The 21,774-nt window shown below is 27.7% G+C and carries 21 protein-coding genes and 1 pseudogene; 21 read left to right on the top strand and 1 reads right to left on the bottom strand.

Going from position 1 to position 21,774, the window contains the following annotated elements; translation table 11 throughout:
- The first annotated feature begins 1 nt into the window (after position 1).
- The 16 genes from Q4E08_RS03755 to aspS all read left to right on the top strand — a co-directional run bounded on the left by Q4E08_RS03755 (position 2) and on the right by aspS (position 16,858).
- Complete coding sequence (locus tag Q4E08_RS03755; protein WP_303128641.1) at positions 2–604, top strand: hypothetical protein; 603 nt, start codon at positions 2–4, stop codon at positions 602–604.
- A gap of 134 nt (positions 605–738) precedes the next feature.
- Positions 739–1,344, top strand: a complete 606-nt coding sequence (ruvA, locus tag Q4E08_RS03750) for a Holliday junction branch migration protein RuvA (protein WP_303128639.1) — start codon at positions 739–741, stop codon at positions 1,342–1,344.
- A 9-nt stretch (positions 1,345–1,353) separates the two neighbouring features.
- Positions 1,354–2,376 carry a Holliday junction branch migration DNA helicase RuvB gene (gene ruvB, locus Q4E08_RS03745; protein WP_303128637.1) on the top strand — a complete coding sequence of 341 codons (1,023 nt, stop codon included), beginning with the start codon at positions 1,354–1,356 and terminating at the stop codon, positions 2,374–2,376.
- A 22-nt stretch (positions 2,377–2,398) separates the two neighbouring features.
- Positions 2,399–3,424 (top strand): tRNA preQ1(34) S-adenosylmethionine ribosyltransferase-isomerase QueA, encoded by a 1,026-nt coding sequence (gene queA / locus Q4E08_RS03740; RefSeq protein ID WP_303128635.1) that lies wholly within the window; start codon positions 2,399–2,401, stop codon positions 3,422–3,424.
- Between the two features lie 36 nt (positions 3,425–3,460).
- Positions 3,461–4,603 carry a tRNA guanosine(34) transglycosylase Tgt gene (gene tgt, locus Q4E08_RS03735; protein WP_303128633.1) on the top strand — a complete coding sequence of 381 codons (1,143 nt, stop codon included), beginning with the start codon at positions 3,461–3,463 and terminating at the stop codon, positions 4,601–4,603.
- 113 nt (positions 4,604–4,716) lie between these two features.
- Positions 4,717–4,998, top strand: coding sequence for a preprotein translocase subunit YajC (gene yajC / locus Q4E08_RS03730; protein ID WP_303128631.1), 282 nt, complete (start codon positions 4,717–4,719; stop codon positions 4,996–4,998).
- Positions 4,999–5,231: 233 nt separating this feature from the next.
- Complete coding sequence (secD, locus tag Q4E08_RS03725; RefSeq protein ID WP_303128629.1) at positions 5,232–6,482, top strand: protein translocase subunit SecD; 1,251 nt, start codon at positions 5,232–5,234, stop codon at positions 6,480–6,482.
- A gap of 4 nt (positions 6,483–6,486) precedes the next feature.
- Positions 6,487–7,362, top strand: a complete 876-nt coding sequence (secF, locus tag Q4E08_RS03720; protein ID WP_303128627.1) for a protein translocase subunit SecF — start codon at positions 6,487–6,489, stop codon at positions 7,360–7,362.
- Positions 7,363–7,496: 134 nt separating this feature from the next.
- Positions 7,497–8,354, top strand: a complete 858-nt coding sequence (locus Q4E08_RS03715; protein WP_303128717.1) for a DHH family phosphoesterase — start codon at positions 7,497–7,499, stop codon at positions 8,352–8,354.
- Positions 8,355–8,408: 54 nt separating this feature from the next.
- A complete protein-coding gene (locus Q4E08_RS03710) occupies positions 8,409–8,927 on the top strand; it encodes an adenine phosphoribosyltransferase (protein WP_303128625.1) in 519 nt (172 codons plus the stop codon).
- A gap of 115 nt (positions 8,928–9,042) precedes the next feature.
- Entirely contained in the window at positions 9,043–11,226 is a 2,184-nt protein-coding gene (locus Q4E08_RS03705) for a bifunctional (p)ppGpp synthetase/guanosine-3',5'-bis(diphosphate) 3'-pyrophosphohydrolase (RefSeq protein ID WP_303128623.1), read from the top strand.
- A gap of 17 nt (positions 11,227–11,243) precedes the next feature.
- Complete coding sequence (dtd, locus tag Q4E08_RS03700) at positions 11,244–11,693, top strand: D-aminoacyl-tRNA deacylase (protein WP_303128618.1); 450 nt, start codon at positions 11,244–11,246, stop codon at positions 11,691–11,693.
- 20 nt (positions 11,694–11,713) lie between these two features.
- Complete coding sequence (locus tag Q4E08_RS03695; protein WP_303128715.1) at positions 11,714–12,313, top strand: MBL fold metallo-hydrolase; 600 nt, start codon at positions 11,714–11,716, stop codon at positions 12,311–12,313.
- Between the two features lie 9 nt (positions 12,314–12,322).
- Positions 12,323–13,750 carry a coproporphyrinogen III oxidase gene (locus Q4E08_RS03690; protein WP_303128614.1) on the top strand — a complete coding sequence of 476 codons (1,428 nt, stop codon included), beginning with the start codon at positions 12,323–12,325 and terminating at the stop codon, positions 13,748–13,750.
- 11 nt (positions 13,751–13,761) lie between these two features.
- Positions 13,762–15,012: a histidine--tRNA ligase gene (gene hisS, locus Q4E08_RS03685; protein WP_303128611.1), complete on the top strand. Its 1,251-nt coding sequence runs from the start codon at positions 13,762–13,764 to the stop codon at positions 15,010–15,012.
- A gap of 52 nt (positions 15,013–15,064) precedes the next feature.
- Positions 15,065–16,858 carry an aspartate--tRNA ligase gene (aspS, locus tag Q4E08_RS03680; protein ID WP_303128608.1) on the top strand — a complete coding sequence of 598 codons (1,794 nt, stop codon included), beginning with the start codon at positions 15,065–15,067 and terminating at the stop codon, positions 16,856–16,858.
- 45 nt (positions 16,859–16,903) lie between these two features.
- Here the strand turns inward: aspS and Q4E08_RS03675 are convergent, their stop codons facing one another.
- Positions 16,904–17,278, bottom strand: a complete 375-nt coding sequence (locus Q4E08_RS03675; protein WP_303128606.1) for a hypothetical protein — start codon at positions 17,276–17,278, stop codon at positions 16,904–16,906.
- Positions 17,279–17,416: 138 nt separating this feature from the next.
- Between Q4E08_RS03675 and Q4E08_RS03670 the strand changes: the two genes are divergently transcribed.
- The 5 genes and pseudogenes from Q4E08_RS03670 to Q4E08_RS03650 all read left to right on the top strand — a co-directional run.
- Entirely contained in the window at positions 17,417–17,863 is a 447-nt protein-coding gene (locus tag Q4E08_RS03670; protein WP_303128604.1) for a hypothetical protein, read from the top strand.
- A 115-nt stretch (positions 17,864–17,978) separates the two neighbouring features.
- Positions 17,979–18,647, top strand: a complete 669-nt coding sequence (locus tag Q4E08_RS03665) for a PHP domain-containing protein (RefSeq protein ID WP_303128601.1) — start codon at positions 17,979–17,981, stop codon at positions 18,645–18,647.
- Positions 18,648–18,687: 40 nt separating this feature from the next.
- On the top strand, positions 18,688–19,470 hold the full coding sequence (locus Q4E08_RS03660; protein ID WP_303128599.1) for a dimethylarginine dimethylaminohydrolase family protein: 783 nt from the start codon (positions 18,688–18,690) through the stop codon (positions 19,468–19,470).
- A gap of 144 nt (positions 19,471–19,614) precedes the next feature.
- Complete coding sequence (locus tag Q4E08_RS03655; RefSeq protein WP_303128597.1) at positions 19,615–21,354, top strand: SH3 domain-containing protein; 1,740 nt, start codon at positions 19,615–19,617, stop codon at positions 21,352–21,354.
- A 122-nt stretch (positions 21,355–21,476) separates the two neighbouring features.
- A pseudogene (locus Q4E08_RS03650) lies at positions 21,477–21,774 on the top strand (hypothetical protein); the annotation flags it as partial.

Here is a 21,774-nt window from a genome sequence, read left to right as displayed (position 1 = left end):
AATGAAACATAAAAGAAAAATTTATTTAAGTATAGTGTTTTTAGGTATTATAATTCTTTTTAGTGGAACATATTATTTAACATCAAAAAGTATTAAGAATAGAGAACTTGAAAAGCAAAATAGTATGCAGGTAGAAGAAGTTAATTCATCTAGTATAGCAAAAGGAAGAACACTTAGAGATGATTTGATTATTTCTTTCTATACTAATGAAAAGAGAGATAAAACAACAACTGTTAAAGAATTAATAAAAATTAATAATTTGAAGGATGGATTAACAGAAGAATTACTAACAAAACAAGCATTGAAAGACGGATATGAATTAGTAGAAAAATCAAATGATAGATTTATATATAGAAGAAATAGTCAAGATAAAGTTAGTAGTGATTTTGAGAAAGATACTTATTATATTGGTGAAAGTGATGGATATTTAGCTATATATAAAGCTGATAATAATGGGGAACTTAAAAAAGAAAAAGTTTATTCAGATGAAATGTCTATAGATATGTTTAGAGATACTGATGCTGAAAAAATTAAAAATTTTAAATATTTTAGTAGCAAAAATATAGAAGAAGTAGAAAATAAAATAATGGAACTTATTACGTAAAAATTAGGACTAATTATATAGTCCTTTTTTTATTGTTATCATTTCTTGAAAGATTTTAATTAAAATGATAAAGTAATAAGTAGACTTGTATGGGAACATACTTTCATCCAGCATATTGGAAAGGGGGAGTATAAATGTATGAATATATAAAAGGAAAATATATAGGAATAATAAAAGATTATTTAATCATTGAAAATAATGGTATAGGATATAAAATATTTTCTTCAGGAATAACTATGTCAGAAATGCCATCTATTGGTGAAGAAGTTATGCTTTATTTAGAACAAATAGTTAGAGAAGATTTTATTGGATTATATGGATTTTTATCAAAAGAAGAATTAAATATGTTTAAATTATTACTTGGAATAAATGGAGTTGGTTCAAAGGCTGCACTTTCACTTTTATCAATTAGTAGAATAAATAATTTGAAGTATGCAATAATGACTGAAGATGATAAACATCTTTGTAGAGCTCCTGGAATAGGTAAAAAGACTGCTTCAAGAATAATATTAGAACTTAAAGATAAGTTAAAACCAGATGAATTATTTGAAGATGGAGATATAAATGAAAATATACCTTCAGTAGATGATGATTATGCATTTAAAGTTTCAGAAGTTTTAGGAGCACTTTTAGCATTAGGATACAGTGAAAAAGAAGCAAATATGGCTATTAAAAATATAAGTAAAGAAAATACTGTAGAAATAATGATAAAAGATTGCTTAAAAGTTTTAATGGGGTAGGTGAGATTTTTGGAAAGAATTATTACACCTAATGAACTTAATGAAGATTTTGGAGAATTAAGTTTAAGACCTCAAAAAATAAATGAATATATAGGTCAAGATAAAGTTAAAGAAAGATTAGATATATTTATAAAAGCAGCTAGAAATAGAAATGAAGCATTAGACCATGTTTTATTATATGGCCCCCCAGGACTTGGAAAAACTACATTAGCTAACATTATAGCTAAAGAAATGGGTGGAAATCTTAAGGTTACATCTGGTCCAGCAATTGAAAGAGCTGGTGATTTAGCTGCAATATTAACTACTCTTCAAGATAATGATGTTTTATTTATTGATGAGATTCATAGATTAAATAGAAATGTTGAGGAAATTCTTTATCCTGCCATGGAAGATTATGCTCTTGATATAGTTATAGGAAAAGGAGCAGCTGCTAAATCTATTAGACTTGATTTGCCACAATTTACTCTTATAGGTGCAACTACAAGAATAGGAATGTTAACATCACCTCTTAGAGATAGATTTGGGGTTTTATGCTCTATGGAATATTATACAGATGAACAACTAAAGGATATAATAGTTAGAAGTGCTTTAGTTTTTGGTTGTTCTATAACAGAGGAAGGTGCTTTTGAAATAGCTAGAAGATCAAGAGGTACGCCAAGAATAGCTAATAGATTATTAAAAAGAGTTAGAGATTATTCTGAAGTTAAATCTGATAATTTAATAAGTTATAAAGAAGCAAGAGAAGCTCTTAAACTTTTAGAAGTAGATAGTCAAGGATTTGATAGAGTTGATAATAAAATATTAGAAGCTATAATAGATAATTTTAAAGGTGGACCTGTTGGTATAGAAACTTTATCTTATTTTATAGGAGAAGAACTTGGAACATTAGAAGATGTATATGAACCTTATCTGTTACAAAAAGGATTTATAGTAAGAACACCAAGAGGAAGAGTAGCAACTGAAAAAGCATATAAGCACTTAGGAAGAAGTATTAGTGCTCATAATAAAGGAGAACAAAAAAAGTTTTTTTAAATATAGTAAGGAGACGAAACAAATGAAAGTAAGCGATTTTGATTTTTATTTACCAGAAGAATTAATAGCACAACATCCATTAGAAAAAAGAGATACTTCAAGACTTATGGTTCTTGACAAGAAAACAGGTGATATAGAACATAAAGTTTTTAAGCATATAATAGAATATTTAAATGAAGGTGATACTCTTGTTTTAAACAATACTAGAGTAATGCCAGCAAGACTTATAGGTGCTAAAGAAGGTACTGGTGGTAAAATAGAATTTTTACTTCTTAAAAGACTTGAGGGAGATAAGTGGGAATGTTTAGCTAAGCCTGGAAAAAGCGCAAAACCTGGAAGAAGATTTGAGTTTGGAGATGGAAAACTTAAATGTGAAGTTTTAGAAGTATTAGATACAGGTAATAGAATTATAGAATTTGAATATGATGGAATATTTGAAGAAGTTCTAGATTCATTAGGAGAAATGCCACTTCCTCCATACATACATGAAAGATTAGAAGATAGAGAAAGATATCAAACTGTATATTCTAAAGAAAAAGGTTCAGCCGCTGCACCAACTGCAGGACTTCACTTTACAGAAGAATTACTTAAAGAAATAAAGGAAAAAGGAGTAAATATAGTTTATTTAACTTTACATGTTGGTCTTGGAACATTTAGACCAGTTCAAGTTGATGATATAAATGATCATATTATGCATTCAGAATTTTATCAATTATCAAAAGAATCAGCTGATATAATAAATAATACGAAGAAAAATGGCAAGAGAGTTATAGCAGTAGGTACTACATCAACAAGAACATTAGAAACTATAGCAGGAGATGATGGTACAGTTAAGGAAGCAAGTGGTTGGACAGATATATTTATATATCCAGGATATAAATATAAAGTGGTAGATAATTTAATAACTAATTTTCATTTACCAGAATCAACATTAATAATGCTTGTTTCAGCATTAGCAGGAAGAGATAATGTATTAAATGCATATAATGAAGCAGTTAAAGAAAAATATAGATTCTTCTCATTTGGAGATGCTATGTTTATTAAATAAAAAGCAATTGACTTAGAAACTAAAGGAGTGAAATTTTTGAGCAAAAGATATACTTTGTTAAAGAAGGACGGGAAAGCAAGAAGAGGTAGATTTGTAACACCACATGGAACTATAGAAACACCAGTATTTATGAATGTAGGAACATTAGCTGCTATTAAAGGTGCGGTTTCAAGTATGGATTTAAAGGAAATAGGATGTCAAGTTGAACTTTCAAATACATATCATCTTCATTTAAGACCATCAGATAAAGTTGTTAAGGAAATGGGTGGACTTCATGAATTTATGAATTGGGATAGACCTATACTTACAGATTCAGGTGGATTCCAAGTATTTTCATTATCAGGAATTAGAAAAATTAAAGAAGAGGGTGTATACTTTAATTCTCATATAGATGGTAAGAGAATATTTATGGGACCTGAAGAAAGTATGCAAATACAAAGTAATTTAGCCTCAACTATAGCTATGGCATTTGATGAATGTATAGAGATACCATCACCTAGAAAATATGTTGAGCAATCAGTTGAAAGAACTACAAGATGGCTTGAAAGATGTAAAAAAGAAATGGATAGATTAAATTCACTTCCTGACACTATAAACAAAGAACAAATGTTATTTGGTATAAACCAAGGAGCCACATTTAAAGATATAAGAATAGAACATGCAAAGACTATATCAAAGATGGATTTAGATGGATATGCTATTGGAGGACTTGCAGTTGGAGAAACTCATGAAGAAATGTATGAAACAATAGATGCAGTTGTACCACACCTTCCACAAGATAAACCTATCTATTTAATGGGAGTTGGAACGCCTGAAAATATTTTAGAAGCTGTAGATAGAGGAGTAGACTTTTTTGATTGTGTACTTCCAGCAAGAAATGGTAGACATGGTCATGTGTTTACAGGAGAAGGTAAGATTAATCTAATGAATAAAAAGTTTGAATTAGATAAAAGACCTATAGATGAAGGATGTCAATGTCCTACATGTAAAAATTACACAAGAGGATATATAAGACATTTATTTAAAGCTAAGGAAATGCTTGCTATGAGACTTTGTGTACTTCATAATCTTTATTTTTACAATAAGTTAATGGAAGATATAAGAAATGCCATTGATGAAGATAGATTTAAAGAGTTTAAAGAACAAAAATTAAGTGAGTGGAATAGAAATAAAAAATAATAGTATTTAATAATAGTTTTAAATGTTTTGTTGACAACAAAATGAAATAAATGTAAACTCATTTTAGGGATATAAGTTCCAAATGATACTTAAACAAGGAAAGGGTGTACAAAATGCCAATTTTATATCAAATACTACCATTGGTTTTAATATTTGGTCTTTTCTTCTTTATGATAATTCTTCCAGAAAAGAAGAGAAAGAAGCAATATGGACAAATGATGGATTCATTAAAAGTTAATGATGAAATAATGACAAGAGGCGGAATCGTTGGTAAAATAGTTAAAATGTCAGATGAGCATGTAGTAATAGAAACAAGCTCAGATAGAACAAAAATAAAATTAGTTAAAAATTCAATTGCAACTAAGTTAAATAAAGAGGAAGCTGAAGTTAAATAAAAATAATTTAAAAAGTAAAAACACCACAAAAGTGGTGTTTTTTATTTAATAAGATTGAATTAATCACAAAGTGAAATGTTTACATAATACTTTATTATGATATTATATTATGGTATAATTAAAAGCGATTTATAGAAATTTATACCAATAAATGTAAAATTATAAAAAGAATATTTAAGTATTAGTTTGGGCACTATACAATAGTGTTTATACTGAACCGAAGGGGGATAAAAATGAAAGGAAAAGGAAAAAGTACATTTATTTTTACGCTTTGTACCCTAGTTATAATAGTTTTAGCAATAGTTTGCTTCAGAGGAGTTAAAATTGGAGGCTGGGAGATAAAATCTTTCAATCAAGCTATAACTAAAGGGTTGGATTTACAAGGTGGAGTTTCTGTGCTTTTAGGAATTCAAGATGAAAATGTAAGTCATGAAGATTTACAGAAAACAAAAGATTTAATAAAATTAAGAGTTGATAAGCTTGGAGTAGCTGAGACTGTAGTTACTACAGAAGGTGATAATAAAATAAGAGTTGATATACCTGGAGAATATAATTCACAAGGTATAGTAGATGCTTTAAGTAAAACAGGAGAGCTTACTTTTAAGGCGCCAGATGGAAAGGTAATTTTAACTGGTAAGGATGTAAAAAAAGCTACATCTATGCTTGATCAACAAAATGGAAAGCCTGTTGTTTCACTTGAATTAAATAATGAAGGAACTAAATTATTTTCAGAGGCTACTCAAAAATATTTAGGAAAACAAATATCAATTAATATGGATGATCAACAACTTACAAATCCTACAGTTCAAAGCCAAATAACAAATGGTGAAGCTGTAATTACTGGTATGAGTAGTGTTGAAGAAGCTAAAAATTTAGCAGGACTTATAAATTCAGGAGCATTACCTGTTAGTATAAAAGCTTTATCACAACAAACTGTTGGAGCACAACTTGGTGAAACAGCATTACCAAATGCCGTTAAAGCAGGAGTGATTGGAATAAGTTTAATATTCATATTTATGATTTTATATTATAGAGTTCCAGGTATAATAGCATCAATTGCTTTAACATTATATGTTACATTAGTTCTTCTAGTGTTTGTTGAAATTGGAGCAACACTTACACTTCCAGGTATAGCTGGATTCTTACTTACTATAGGTATGGCAGTAGATGCCAATGTACTTATATTTGAAAGAATAAGGGAAGAACTTAGAAATGGTATTTCACCAAAATCAGCAGTTAAGAAAGGCTTTGATAATGCACTTTCATCAATAGTTGATTCAAATGTAACAACAATAATAGCTGCATTGGTTCTTTATTTTGTAGGGTCTGGATCAGTTAAAGGATTTGCTATAACATTAATGATAGGTATAGTTGTAAGTTTATTTACGGCTCTTATAGTAACAAAATTCTTAATGAATCAAGCGTTAGCTGCTGGCTTCTTAAGCAAACCATCTCTGTTTAGAGTGAAAGTGAAAAGGGGGTAGAGCTATGTTGAAAATAATAGAACATGCAAAAATATGGATTACTTTATCCCTTATTTTTATAGTTGTGGGATTAGGCTTTATGTTCACAAGAGGTCTTAATTTTGGTATAGATTTTAAAGGTGGTACACAAGTTGTATTTGATTTTGGTAAAGAATTTGATAAACAAAAGGCAGATGAAATTGTTAAAAAATATGATAAAGATGCAATAACTAATACTGTAAATTCAACACAATATGAAATAAAATCACCTAATTTACCATCAAAAGAAGTTAATGAAATTTATGATCAATTTAAGAAAGATTTTAAAATTGGTGATAAAGCATTAGTTTCTCAAAATGAAATAGGTGCATCAGTTGGTAAAGAATTAACAGATAAAGCTATTATAGCAATTGGTATAGCATTTGTGTGCATGCTTATATATATAGCAATAAGATTTGAAATAAGATTTGGAATTGCGGCTTTAGTAGCCCTAATTCATGATATATTAGTAACTCTTAGTTTTTATGCTATATTTAATATAACAGTTAACTCACCATTTATAGCGGCTATATTAACTGTTGTAGGTTATTCAATAAATGATACTATAGTTATTTTTGATAGAATAAGAGAGAATTCAAAGATTATGAGAAGAAGTTCTCCAACTGAAATAGCTGATAAGAGTTTAACACAAACTATGTCAAGATCAATTAATACAACAATTACAACTCTTATAACAATTGTAGCAGTTAATATTTTTGTGCCAACTGTTAGAGAATTTTCTCTTCCACTTATAATTGGTATAGCTACAGGAGCTTATTCATCAATATTTATAGCATCACCTTTATGGGTTGCTCTTCAAAAAAGAAGAAATAATAATAAAAAACAAAAGCATAACTTATAAAATTATGTCTAAATATAAAAGCCTTCAAAATAAATTTGAAGGTTTTTTAACTTTTTTACATAAATATTTGTCAAATGCTCTGTTTTAAATTATAATATTATTGTTTTCTAATTTTGTGGAGGAGATAGTAAGTGATGCGTAAGTTTTGGGAGAGTATATATTGCCCTAATTACATAAAAGGATATAATCCCTTTATTATGAAAGATATGAACAAGTCAATAGAACGTCTTGTTACAGCAATTAATAATAGGGAAAAGATCATTATATATGGAATAAACACTGTTGATGGTATTTGTGCAATTGCTTCCTTAAGCTTAGTTTTAAGATACTTAAATGCAGATGTAGAATATTTAATACATGATGGTGGAGACGAATGTAAAAAGGTAGATTCTTTTGATATAAAAACAAAAATAGATTTTTTAGGGGGAGAATTACTAATTACATTAGGAGTGGATTTAGCATCACAAGAAGAGGTTGAACTTTGTGATAGGCTTGGAATAGATTTAATAGTTATAGAGAATAAAATTATTAATGAAAAGAAAGATTATATTTATATAAATCCTAATCAAAAATGTTGTCAATATAGATATAAAAATTTATCATTAAGTGCTTTAACATTTAAATTAATGCAAGCTATAGCCATTTATTACAATATGAAAAGTATTAATAAATATTTGGATTTGATTTTAATTGGTACAAAGTGGGCAGGTTCTAAAGGTAGTGGAGAAAATGCTATTTTTCTAAAAGAAGGTAAGAAATTTTTAGACAATACAAATAACATTGGATTAAGAGCTATAATTAACTTTAATAATATAGAAGAACTTGATGACGAGAATATAGAGAAAATTATAAATTTAATAACTCCAACTACAAGTGCTGTTGGAAAATTAAATAATGCTAGAATAGTTCTAGAACTAATTACGACTGATGATGAAGATAGAGCAGAGCAAATAGCAAAATATTTATATAATACAAGAATAAGGCAGTTTTAAATGCATTATAATGTATTGTTAGGATGTAATTCTTAAAATATTGGAGGAATCAAAATGGATTTAAAAGAAAAAATAAGAATAGTTGAAGATTTTCCTAAAGAGGGAATAAGTTTTAAAGATGTAACTACATTAATTTCAGATGGAGAAGGATTAAGAGAATCTGTTAATAAGATAGTTGAGCATTTAAAAGACAAAAAGATAGATGTAGTTGTAGGTCCAGAAGCTAGAGGGTTTATATTTGGAGTTCCTGTTGCTTATGCATTAGGTGTTGGATTTATTCCAGTTAGAAAACCTGGTAAGCTACCAGGAGAAACTATATCAATAGCATATGATTTAGAATATGGTACAGATAATTTAGAATTACACAAAGGTTCTATAAAGAAAGGACAAAGAGTTGCAATAGTTGACGATTTATTAGCAACTGGAGGAACAATAGAAGCAGTAGCAAAACTTGTAGAACTTGCTGGTGGAGAAGTTGTTTCATTAGATTTTGTAATAGAACTTACAGAATTAAAAGGAAGAGATAAACTTAAAGGTTACGATGTAATGTCATTAACACAGTATGATGTTTAAAATCATTGAAAATGTTTTGACGGTATTATATAATAATAGATAATGGCTGGTTAAAAAACCAGCCTTTGATTTTAAATAATTATAGTTTAATACTATTTTAAGGGGCGTATTCCTAATGATAGAGAATTTAGTTAATTATATAGAAAAAAATTGCAATAATGTTGACATTGAAACGATAAAAAAAGCCTATAACTTAGCTAATGAAGCTCATAAAGATCAAAGTAGAGAATCAGGTGAACCTTACATAATACATCCAATAGACGTAGCATGTATATTAGCTGAACTTGGTATGGATACTAGCACTATTGCTGCAGGTCTTTTACATGACGTTATAGAAGATACAGATTATAGATATGAAGATATGGCTAATGAATTTAATGAAGAAATAGCAAATCTTGTTGAAGGTGTAACAAAACTTGGCAAAATAGAATATAAGACAAAAGAAGAACAGCAAGCTGATAACGTAAGGAAAATGCTTTTAGCTATGGCTAAAGATATAAGAGTAATTATAATAAAATTAGCAGATAGACTTCATAATATGAGAACTCTTAAATATATGAAAAAAGAGAAGCAAAAACAAAAAGCAAAAGAAACTTTAGATATTTATGCACCTCTTGCTCATAGACTTGGTATGTCTAAAATTAAGTGGGAACTTGAAGATTTAAGTTTTAGATATTTGCATGAAGAAGAATATTATGATTTAGTACATAAAATTGCTGAAAAGAGAGTAGAGAGAGAAGCTTACATTGATTCTGTTATAGAGGATCTTAAAGGAAAATTAGATGATGCAGGAATTGATGCTGATATAGAAGGAAGGCCAAAACATTTTTATAGTATATATAGAAAAATGGTAAAAAAACATAAAGATATAGAACAAATATTTGACTTAACTGCAATAAGAATTTTAGTTGATTCAGTAAAAGATTGTTATGGAGTACTTGGTATAGTTCATACTATTTATAAACCAATACCAGGAAGATTTAAGGACTATATAGCTATGCCAAAGCCTAATATGTATCAATCACTGCATACAACCGTTATAGGACCGCAAGGTAAAACTTTTGAAATTCAAATAAGAACCTTTGAAATGCATAAAACAGCAGAATATGGTATAGCAGCTCACTGGAAATACAAAGAAGGAAGCGAAGATGATAAAGGTGCTGACTTTGAAATGAAGCTTGCATGGCTTAGAGATATGTTAGAATGGCAAAAAGAAACATCAGATGCTGAGGAATTTATAGAAGGATTTAAAATAGATTTATTTTCTGATGAAGTATTTGTATTTACTCCAAAAGGTGTAGTAATAAATTTAGCAAGTGGTTCTACACCAATAGATTTTGCTTATAGAATACATACTGATATAGGAAATAAATGTGTTGGTGCAAAAGTTAATGGTAAAATAGTACCTTTAGATTATAAGTTAAAGACTGGAGAGATAGTTGAAATAATTACTTCTAAAAGTACAAAAGGTCCTAAGATGGATTGGTTAAATATTGTAAAGAGTAATCAAGCTAAGAGTAAAATTAGACAATGGTTTAAAAAGATAAAAAAAGAAGAAAATATAGAAAAAGGAAAAGAAATCCTAGAAAAAGAACTTAAGAAACAAAGTGTTGTATTTAATGATATTGCAAAGGGAGATGTTTATAACAAACTTCTTAAGAGATACAATATACATAATTTAGAGGATTTATATGCTAATATAGGAGTTGGAGTAATAACAGCATCATCGTTTGTATCAAGGCTTAAAGAAGATAATATAGATGATAAAGCAGCTAAAGAAGCTTTAGAAAAAAATATTGAAGAACAAATACAAAAGCAAGAAAAGAAACATGAAAAAGATAACCAAAAAACTTATGGTGTTACTGTAAAAGGTCTTAGTAATATAATGGTTAGATTTGCAAAATGTTGTAATCCAGTGCCGGGTGATGATATAGTTGGATATATTACAAAAGGGCGAGGAGTATCTGTTCATAGAAAAGATTGTAATAATGTAAAATCATTAATTAAAAATGAACCTGAAAAAATAGTTGAAGCTAGCTTTGGAAAGGCAAAGGGCTCAGCTTATATAGCAGAGGTTCAAATAAGAACAGAAGATAGAACTGGAATATTAGCTGAAATAATGAGTGTTATTAGTGAAAAAGGATTACCTTTAAATTCATTAAATGCGAATTCATCTAAAGGAAATGTTGCAACTATAAATATAAAAATAAAAATAAACTCAATAGAGCAATTAAAGGAGTTTATGAAGGTTATTAGAAAAATTAGAGGGGTAATTGATATATATAGAGTTAATAATTAAAGAAGGACGTGTTCATTTTGAGAGCTGTAGTACAGAGAGTTTCTTCATCTAGTGTAAAAGTAGATGGTGAAGTAGTAGGAAAAATAAATGAAGGATTAAATATTCTTATTGGAATATCAAAAGAAGATACTATAGAGGATTTAAAATATATAAAAGATAAAGTAGTTAATCTTAGAATTTTTGAAGATGAAAACTATAAAATGAATCAATCTTTATTAGATATAAAAGGAGAAATTTTAGTTATATCACAATTTACACTTTATGGTGATTGTAGAAAAGGTAGAAGACCTAATTTTATGAATGCTAAAGGTGGAGAAGAAGCTAAAATTCTTTACAATGAGTTTGTAAATATGTTAAAAGAAACAGGATTAAAAGTAGAAACTGGAGAATTTGGAGCGGATATGAAAGTTGATATACAAAATGATGGACCTGTAACAATACTTTTAGATAGTTTCAAACAATTTTAATAATAAGGAGATGATTTTTGATGATAGTTAAAACAATACCAGCAGGTATATATGATGCAAATTGTTATTTAATAATAGATAATGATACTAAAGAAGCAGGAATTATAGATCCAGGTGGAGATGAACTAAAGTTAAAACAAATAATAGAAGGACTTAATATAAATCCAAAATTTATATTATTAACACATGCTCATTTAGATCATGTTGGAGCTGTTGAATACTTAAGTCAATCATTTAATATTCCATTCTATGTAAATGAAGCAGAAATGAAATATGTAGAAAATGATAATTATGTATTTGGAAATATAAGAAAACCAGATGGATTCTTAACAGAAGATTCTAATCTTTATATAGGGAAAACTAAAGTTAATGTTATATGTACTCCAGGCCATACAGAAGGTGGAGTTTGTTTTCTAATTGGAGATGATTTGTTTTCAGGAGATACATTGTTTCAAGGGTCAATAGGAAGAACTGATTTTTCAGGTGGAGATTTTGGAAAAATAATTAATAGTATAAGGGTTAAATTATTGCCACTTGGAGATTATATAACTGTATATCCAGGACATGGACCAAAAACAACTATAGGATTTGAAAAGAAAAACAATCCATTTTTAAAGTAAGGAGAAAATATGAAAATTAATATAGGATTGAATGATTTAAAATACAGATATGATGTATATCAAATGTTTAATTTATATTTTCCTTTAGATGAAATAAAATTTGAAAATGAAAATGAATTTGATTACACTGTAGATATTAATAAAGATGAAGTTGTTTTTAAAAGTGGTAATTTTGAAGAAAAAGATAAAATAGAAGAAAATATAAAAGATACAATAAAGAAAACTATTTTTAAAGGACTTAAAAGTTTAACGGGAGATATTTATCCATGGGGAACTTTAGTTGGAATAAGACCTTCTAAAATTGCATTAAAACTATTAAATGAAGGAAAAAGCGAAGAAGAAATAATAAAATATTTTTATGAAAAACATATGGCTTTAGAAGAAAAAGCAAAACTTTGCATTGATATTGCAAAGGTAGAAGAAAAGTTTTTAGATATAAATAATAAAAAAATAGCTATATATATAGGAATGGCATTTTGCCCTACTAGATGTCTATATTGTTCTTTTGCATCAAATCCTATATCAGGAAATAAAAAACTTGTAAAACCATATTTAGATGCACTTTCTTATGAAATAGAGAAAATTAAAGAATATGTAGATAAAAAAGGGTTAGAGATAGAAACAGTATATTTTGGTGGAGGAACTCCTACATCAGTATCTAATGAAGAGTTTGAAGAAATAATGAATAAGGTTTATAATGCATTTGTGGTAAATAGAGGTATATTAGAATTTACTGTTGAATGTGGAAGACCTGATTCAATAACTTTAGAAAAACTTAAAACTATGAAAAAATATAATGTTTCTAGAATAAGTATAAATCCTCAAACTATGAATGATGAAACATTAAAGTTAATTGGAAGAAATCATAATTCAGAAGATGTAAAAGAAAAATTTAAAATTGCAAGAGAATTAGGTTTTAAAGATATTAATATGGATATGATAATAGGACTTCCAGGAGAAGGTATTAAAGAAGCTATAAAAACTGCAAATGAAATAAAAGAACTTAATCCAGATAGTTTAACAGTTCATGGACTTTCATTAAAAAGAGGCTCTAGACTTTATGAAAATTTCATACTTAAAAAAGGACTTGGAATTAAACCACAAGATGAAATTTCAAAAATGTATGAAGAAAGCAGAAAGCTAGCAAATGATTTAGAACTTATACCTTACTATATGTATAGACAAAAAAATATGGTTGGAAATATGGAGAATATAGGATATTCTAAAGCGGGAAAAGAATGTATATATAATATGCAAATGATTGAAGATACTCAAAGTATAATAGCACTTGGAGCTGATGCTGTATCTAAAGTTGTATTTAGAGAAGAAAATAGAATTGAAAGATTTCCAAATGTTAAAGATGTTAGAGAATATATAAATAGAATAGATGAAATGATTGAAGGTAAAATAGATTTACTAAATACGTTGTATAAGTAGGAGGAAAGATAATGGAAATACAGGCACCTAAAGGTACTAAAGATATGTTACCAGTTGATGCTTATAAATGGCATTACGTTGAAAATATATTTAGAGAAATATCAAAAAATTTTGGTATAAGAGAAATTAGAACTCCAATGTTTGAACATACTGAGTTATTTTTAAGAGGTGTTGGAGAAACAACTGATATAGTTCAAAAGGAAATGTATACTTTTGAAGATAAAGGTGGTAGAAGTATTACTTTAAAACCTGAAGGAACAGCTCCAGCTGTTAGAGCTTTTATTGAAAATAGATTATTTAATGAAGCACAACCAACAAAACTTTTCTATATAACACCATGTTTTAGATATGAGAAAGCGCAAAAAGGAAGATATAGACAATTCCATCAATATGGAATTGAAATGTTTGGAAGTGAAAAGCCTTCAATAGATGCAGAAGTTATGGCTCTTGCTATGACTATATTAAAAAAGATAGGGCTTAAAGGATTAAGTCTTAATATAAATAATTTAGGATGTCCAAATTGTAGACCTAAATATAATGATGCATTAAAGAAATTTTTAGAAGAAAATTATGATAACTTATGTCCAACTTGTAAAACAAGATTTAACAAAAATCCAATGAGAATATTAGATTGTAAAGAACATAAGTGTAAAGAAATAACTAAAAGTGCTCCAATAATATTGGATTATATTTGTGATGAATGTAGTGATCATTTTGATAAGGTAAAGGAATATTTAGATATTTTAGGTATACCTTATACAGTTGATCCAGGAATTGTTAGAGGACTTGATTATTATACAAAAACAATATTTGAAATATTAAATTCAGACTTCACAGTATGTGGAGGGGGAAGATATGATAAGCTAATAGAAGAAATTGGTGGACCAGAAACACCAGCAGTTGGATTTGGTATGGGAATAGAAAGACTTATACTTGCTATTGAAAAAGAAGGTATAGTTATAAATGAGGATCCAACAGTAGAACTTTATTTAGCAGCTAGGGGAGAAGAAGGGGCTAAGGAAGCATTTAGGCTAGCTCATGCTTTAAGAGAAATTGGAGTAAGTTCAGAAATAAATCATGCAGGAAGAAGCTTTAAAGCAGAAATGAAATATGCGAATAAAATAGGGGCAAAATTCAATGTTGTTTTAGGTGATGATGAACTTCAAAATAGAAAAGCTAAATTTAAGAGAATGAGTGATGGAGAACAATTTGAATTAAGCTTAGATGATTTAGAAAAAATAAAAGAGCTTATTAAAGCTTAAAATTTGTTTTAGCTTGCAGAGAAAAAATAATATAGATATGGAGGAATCACATATGGCAGAATCACTTAGTGGATTAAAGAGAACAATGATGTGTGGTGAACCTAGAGAAGAGCATGTAGGTAAGAAAATTACCTTAATGGGATGGGTTCAAAGAAATAGAAAACTTGGAGGCTTACAGTTTATAGATTTAAGAGATAGAACTGGAATAATGCAAGTAGTATTTGGAGATGATGTTACTGAAGAAGTTTTCGAAAAAGCAAAAGGAGTTAGACCAGAATATTGTATAGCAGTTACTGGTGAGGTAGTACTTAGAGAAGCTCCAAATAAAGAATTACCTACAGGACTTGTAGAATTAAAATGTGAGGATATAAGAATTCTTTCAGAATCAGAAACACCTCCAATATATATAAAAGAAGGACTAGATGCAGCTGAGAATATAAGATTAAAGTATAGATATTTAGACCTTAGAAGACCAGATATGCAAAAAATATTTATGATAAGAAATAGGACTACTAAGGCAATAAGAGATTATTTAGATAATTGTGGATTTTTAGAAGTTGAAACTCCAGTACTTACAAAAAGTACTCCAGAAGGTGCAAGAGATTACTTAGTTCCTTCAAGAAATTATCCAGGAATGTTTTATGCACTTCCACAATCACCTCAAATATTTAAGCAATTATTAATGGTTTCAGGATTTGATAAATATTATCAAATAACTAAATGTTTTAGAGATGAAGATTTAAGAGCAAATAGACAACCAGAGTTTACTCAAGTTGACTTAGAAATGAGTTTTGTTGAGCAAGAAGATGTAATGGCTTTAAATGAAGGATTAATAGCTCATGTATTTAAAGAAGTTTTAGGTCATGAAGTTAAACTTCCAATTAAGAGAATGACTTTTAAAGAAGCAATGGAAAGCTACGGATCAGATAAACCAGATTTAAGATTTGGAATGAAGATACAAGATATATCAGAAGTAGTTAAAGATGTTGATTTTAAAGTATTTAAAGAACCTTTAGAAAATGGTGGGTCAGTTAGATGTCTTTGTGTAGAAGGTGGAGCTTCTATGGGAAGAAAAGATATTGATAGACTTGGTGAATTTGTAAAAACTTATAAAGCTAAGGGACTTGCATGGATTAAAGTTAAAGAAGATGGAATACAATCTCCAATAGCTAAGTTCTTAACAGAAGAACAAATGACTAATCTTTTAGAAAAAGTTTCAGCTAACACTAACGATTTAGTTTTAATAGTTGCAGACAAAAATTCAGTAGTATTCCAAAGCTTAGGAGCATTAAGATTAGAACTTGCTAAAAAGCTTGATTTAATAAAAGATAAAAATGAATTTAATTTCACTTGGATTACAGAGTTCCCATTATTTGAATATAGTGAAGAAGAAGAAAGATACACTGCATGTCACCATCCATTCACAGCACCAATGGAAGAAGACTTAAAGTATTTAGAAACTGAACCAGGAAAAGTAAGATCAATTGCATATGACTTAGTTTTAAATGGAGAAGAGTTAGGTGGAGGATCAATAAGAATTCATGACACTGAACTTCAAGAAAGAATGTTTAAAGCTTTAGGATTTACAATGGAAGAAGCTTGGAAGAGATTTGGTTTCTTACTAGAAGCATTCAAATTTGGTCCACCACCACATGGCGGATTAGCATTTGGATTAGATAGAATGATAATGTTCTTAGCAGGAACTGATAATATAAAAGATGTTATAGCATTCCCTAAAAACCAAAATGCATATTGTTATTTAAGTGAAGCTCCAAACATTGTAGATGAAAAGCAATTAAATGAGCTTGGAATATCAATAAATTTAAAAGAAGAGAATGAAGAATAATTAAAATCACACCCAGAAAATATTAATTTTCTGGGTGTTTTTATATTAACTTAAACTTATTATAATACATAGTATTCCACTAAGCATTAATTCAGCACTATGGAATTTAACATCAAATATAGTAGTTCTTAGAGCATTATTTGCCCTATCAAGTGATTCTTTTTCATGGTGAACCATTTCTAAATTAGTTTTAGATACGTATTGAGAATTGCTTTGACCTAAAGTGTTAATACCGTTTCCAATATGAAATCCACCAGAAATAGAAAAACCACCAATTATAGAGAAAATAATTCCTAATATAAGAAGTACATCAGAATATACAAAATTAGAAATGATTGATATAAAAAATGCTAAAAAAATTAAAATTAAAGAGTATAAAATTAAACATTTACCTCTTTGAAATATTTCATATTTTTGCATATTAAATTATTCTCCATAAAAGTAATATTAGTATATTATATACATTTGGTAAGTAAACGTTTCCTATGATAGGGATGAATATTAAAATAAACTTAAGGTAAAAATAACTTTTGTATTATTAAGTTAGGAGGAAAATATATGAGAAAACAGTTAAAAAAATACATAGTATTTATAGCCTTATTTTTAAGTATGTTTAGTATTTCTGCATCTGCTAACCAACTTAAAAATCCTATTATTATAGGAGAAGTTAAACAGGTAGAAGAATGTAAAGATACTAAAAATGTTAGAGTACTTATTGATGGATATTTAAAAGGATGCAATATATATAAAGGAAAGGTTATTCTTTTAATAAATAAAGATACTAAAATTTATACAGAGTGCAATAAACATACAAAGTGTGATTCTGTAAAGTGCGAAGTTGGAGACTATATATGTGCTTCATTAGATGAAAAGATGACTAAATCAAATCCACCTCAAGTAAATGCAAAGAAGATTTATATATCAAAAAGTAATATAAATTTAGAAAAGGAAACAGATAGTAAAGAGGATATAGATGAAAAAGATATAAATAAAATAGAAAAATAAAAAATTAACAAAAAAGCTAGAAGGAAGATGTTTCTTTATAGCTTTTTTATATGTACAATTTTATATATAGATGAATAAATTAATTGTATATGTAATTTTATAAGGAGAAATTGTTTTGAAAGGAGATTTTCACATACATTCTAGTTATTCAGATGGAGAATTATCTCCAAAAGAAATAGTTATATTAGCTAAAAGAGTTGGTTTAGATGTAATATCAATATCTGATCATAATACTGTAGATGGAGTAGAGGAAGCTATTAAGGAATCTAAAAAAGTAAATATTAAAGTTGTTCCAGCTATAGAGTTATCTACTAGATATAAAGGGAATAGGGTTCATATACTTGGATATTTTAATTCAAAAATATATAAAAATAAAAAGTTCCTAGATGGATTAAAACTTTTAAAGCTTAAAAAAATAAATGAATTTAAAAATAAAATTTTTGATGAAAAAGTCACTTCTAAGAAAAAGAGTAAAATTTCTTTAGAGGATGGAATTAAGTTTTTAAAAATGTTTAATGGTAAAGTTATATTAGCTCATCCTGTATGTTTGAGAAAAAGAATATTAAATGAAGTTTTAAAGTTTGACTTTGATGGAATAGAAGCAATACACTCTAGAAATACTATTAAAGATACAAAATACTTTTTGAATTTGGCAGAGGAAAATGGGTATATATATACAGCAGGTTCAGATTTTCATAAATTATTTGATAGTCATGAGAAGCATGGGATGATAGGAAACGTTTATTTAGAATTAAAAAATATTGACAAATTATTTGGTTTTTGAAAGAATAATTAGTAATACTAGACAGAAGAGGAAGGTAAAAATGAGAGAAATAGATTATATTTTAATGAGATATCCAAGTTTTATAGATATAGATAAAAATAATAGATATAGAAATAATTTTAGTAAAGAAAGGGCATTAGATAACTATAATAATTTACTTAATATATTAACTGAAGAAAATATTAAATTTAAGTTTTTAAATACAGAAAGATGTATTAGTGAGTTATTTACTAGAGATTTAGGATTTTCTTTAGGTAATATTATGTTTATATGCAATTTAAGAAATGCATCTAGAAAAAGTGAAACTAAAAAATTAGTAAATTATATAGAAAGAAATAGAACAAATTACTATATATTTGAAAATAATATAGAGGGCGGGGATATTATTATATGTGGTAATACAGTTTTTGTTGGAATAAGTCAAAGAACAACAGAAGCTGCAGTTTATGAATTAAGAGACTATGTAGAAGAAAAAAATTTAAAATATGAAATAGTTCCAATAAGATTTGATAGTGAAAATAACTTACATTTAGATTGTGTATTTAATTCTATAGATAGAAAGTCAGCAGTAGTAAGTGATTATGTATATGATATTGATGAAATAAAAAGTAGAATAAAAAATTTATATTATATATCAAAAGAGAGTGTAGATAACTTAGGGCCTAATTTTGTAGTTTTAGATAAAAAGAGAATAATAGCTACAGATATAGAAGTTACAAGAATATTAAGAAAAGCAGGTTATAAAGTTATATTTTGTGAATATGATGAAATAGTTAAATTAGGTGGGAGTGTTTGCTGTAGTACATTACCAATGAGACTTTAATTTACAAAAAATAAGTAATTTAGGTTAATAAGTTAACAAAATGTTTTAAATTGGAAAAAGAAATAAAAATTTCTTTAAAAATATGTTAAAATAAAGTAGAATTAATTTGTAAGGTGTTATACTTGGTTATATGGGAGTGATATAATGGATAAGAAAAAAATTGTGGCATTAATGCTTGCAACATCAGCTAGTGCTGGAACTATTTTACTTCATGATGGAGTTACTGCTCATGCAGATGAACATAAAGTAGGTTATGTTGTAAATGTTGAAACTAATCTTAGAGTAAGATCTAAACCAAATACAGATTCAAATATATTAGGATATTTACGTAATGGAGAAAAAGTAAATATTATTAAAAAAGTAGGAGCATGGTATGAAATTGACTTTAGAGGTCAGAAAGCTTATGCACATGGAGATTATATAAAAGAAGGTTCAAATAATTCAAGTCCAGAATCATCACAATCAGGAAAAGGAAAAGTGGTTAATGTATCATCAAGCCTTAGAATAAGAAGTGGTGCTGGAACTAATAATTCAATAGTTGGATATTTATATGAAGGAAATACTTTTGATATATTAGGAAAAAGTGGTTCATGGTATAAAATAAAGCATAATGGAATAACTGGATATGTTCATGAAGATTATGTAAGTAAAGTATCAGGAAGCAATAATAGTAGTAATAGTTCAAGTAATGAATCTTTAGGTGGAAAAGTTGGACAAGTAGTTAATGTATCATCAAGTCTTAGAATAAGAAGTGGTGCTGGAACTAATACTTCTGTTATTGGATATTTATATAACGGAGATAAGTTTAATATTACAGGAAAAAGTGGTGCTTGGTATAAAATAAATTCAAGAGGTACAAGTGGTTATATTCATAGTGATTATGTAAAAATAGTAGGCCAAGGAGAAGATAATTCATCAAGTAATAATAGTAGTGAAAGCAATAGCAATGTAGCTGGAAAAAGAGGACAAGTTATAAATATTTCATCTAACTTAAGAGTTAGAAATGCACCAAGTACAAGTAGCTCTGTTGTTGCGTATCTTTTATCAGGACAAACTTTTGATATATTAGGAAAAAGTGGTTCATGGTATAAAATAAAACATAACGGAACAACTGGATATGTTCATCAAGATTATGTAAAAATAGTTGGAAATTCAACAGTAGATAGTAATTCAAGTAATAATAGTAGCAGTGAAGCTTTAGGTGAATATGGAAAAGTAGTAAATGTATCAACAAGTTTAAGACTTAGACAGTCACCAAGTACAAGTAGTTCTGTTGTTGGATACTTATTCCCAGGAGAAACTTTTAAAATTACAGCAAGAAGTGGAAGCTGGTATAAAGTAAATGCAAATGGAAAAGTTGGTTATGCAAGTTCAGAATATATAAAAATAATTGATAAAAATGAAGTTAATAGTTCAGGATCTACATCAACATCAGCATCTTTTGAAACTGTGTTTAATATATTAAAACAACAGATAGGATCTCCATATATATGGGGAGGTAAAGGGGAAATAATAACACATGACAGTTTGAAAATGTTTAAAAATATGTTCCCTGATGCAGCAGCTGCTGGAAAATATAATATACCTTCTAAATATATAAATAATGGATATAGAGCATTTGATTGTTCAGGATTATTATATTGGGGATTTAGACAAATTGGAATAAATATTGGAGGATCAACATATTCACAAATAAATGCTGGTAGAGAAGTATCATTAAATGATGTAAGACCAGGTGATTTATTATTTTATGGAAATCTTCAACATGTTGGTATGTATATAGGAAATGGTCAATGGATTGAAGCTCCAAAATCACATGATTATGTTAAAATAGCAAGTGTTCCTTGGAGCCGTATAGGTAGAGCAAGAAGAATATTAAATTAAAATATTAAGCTTAGTTTTGTAAATAAAAAACTAAGCTTTTTTCATATATAAATATGGAAAAAAATTACATTAGAATATATAATATTGTGTAAGGGAATGTTTTTAAATTAAGGGGGATAAATATGGGGAATAAAATTGCATTAATAGGTTTTAATAATATTACAAAAAAGCTTTTATCTAATAAAAATATAGAAATATCAAAAATTTTAGTTAAAAATATTAATTCAATAAAGGAGTATGATATTAGTTTATTAGAAGATATTTTAATTACAAATATAAATGAAATACTAAAAGATGATGACATAAATTTAGTTGTGTATTTAGAGGAAAGTATTTTAACTTTAGATAATTTAATAAAATGTATAGAGAGTAGAAAGCATTTAATTATTTTAGAAAATAGTCTAAATTATAAAGATTATA

It is taken from the genome of Clostridium sp. (genome assembly GCF_030532265.1).
In the GTDB taxonomy this organism is placed as follows: Bacteria; Bacillota; Clostridia; order Clostridiales; family Clostridiaceae; genus Clostridium.
Note: the sequence above shows the minus strand (reverse complement) of the source record. Positions and strands in the feature narration are given on the sequence as shown.

Coding starts and splice junctions, on each gene's coding strand:
- yajC (WP_303128631.1), top strand. CDS start 4,717: ATGCCAATTTTATATCAAATACTACCATTGGTTTTAATATTTGGTCTT.
- Q4E08_RS03655 (WP_303128597.1), top strand. CDS start 19,615: ATGGATAAGAAAAAAATTGTGGCATTAATGCTTGCAACATCAGCTAGT.
- Q4E08_RS03690 (WP_303128614.1), top strand. CDS start 12,323: ATGAAAATTAATATAGGATTGAATGATTTAAAATACAGATATGATGTA.
- Q4E08_RS03695 (WP_303128715.1), top strand. CDS start 11,714: ATGATAGTTAAAACAATACCAGCAGGTATATATGATGCAAATTGTTAT.
- Q4E08_RS03670 (WP_303128604.1), top strand. CDS start 17,417: ATGAGAAAACAGTTAAAAAAATACATAGTATTTATAGCCTTATTTTTA.
- Q4E08_RS03705 (WP_303128623.1), top strand. CDS start 9,043: ATGATAGAGAATTTAGTTAATTATATAGAAAAAAATTGCAATAATGTT.
- ruvA (WP_303128639.1), top strand. CDS start 739: ATGTATGAATATATAAAAGGAAAATATATAGGAATAATAAAAGATTAT.
- Q4E08_RS03660 (WP_303128599.1), top strand. CDS start 18,688: ATGAGAGAAATAGATTATATTTTAATGAGATATCCAAGTTTTATAGAT.
- queA (WP_303128635.1), top strand. CDS start 2,399: ATGAAAGTAAGCGATTTTGATTTTTATTTACCAGAAGAATTAATAGCA.
- Q4E08_RS03675 (WP_303128606.1), bottom strand. CDS start 17,278: ATGCAAAAATATGAAATATTTCAAAGAGGTAAATGTTTAATTTTATAC.
- hisS (WP_303128611.1), top strand. CDS start 13,762: ATGGAAATACAGGCACCTAAAGGTACTAAAGATATGTTACCAGTTGAT.
- secD (WP_303128629.1), top strand. CDS start 5,232: ATGAAAGGAAAAGGAAAAAGTACATTTATTTTTACGCTTTGTACCCTA.
- Q4E08_RS03710 (WP_303128625.1), top strand. CDS start 8,409: ATGGATTTAAAAGAAAAAATAAGAATAGTTGAAGATTTTCCTAAAGAG.
- secF (WP_303128627.1), top strand. CDS start 6,487: ATGTTGAAAATAATAGAACATGCAAAAATATGGATTACTTTATCCCTT.
- Q4E08_RS03715 (WP_303128717.1), top strand. CDS start 7,497: ATGCGTAAGTTTTGGGAGAGTATATATTGCCCTAATTACATAAAAGGA.
- Q4E08_RS03755 (WP_303128641.1), top strand. CDS start 2: ATGAAACATAAAAGAAAAATTTATTTAAGTATAGTGTTTTTAGGTATT.
- aspS (WP_303128608.1), top strand. CDS start 15,065: ATGGCAGAATCACTTAGTGGATTAAAGAGAACAATGATGTGTGGTGAA.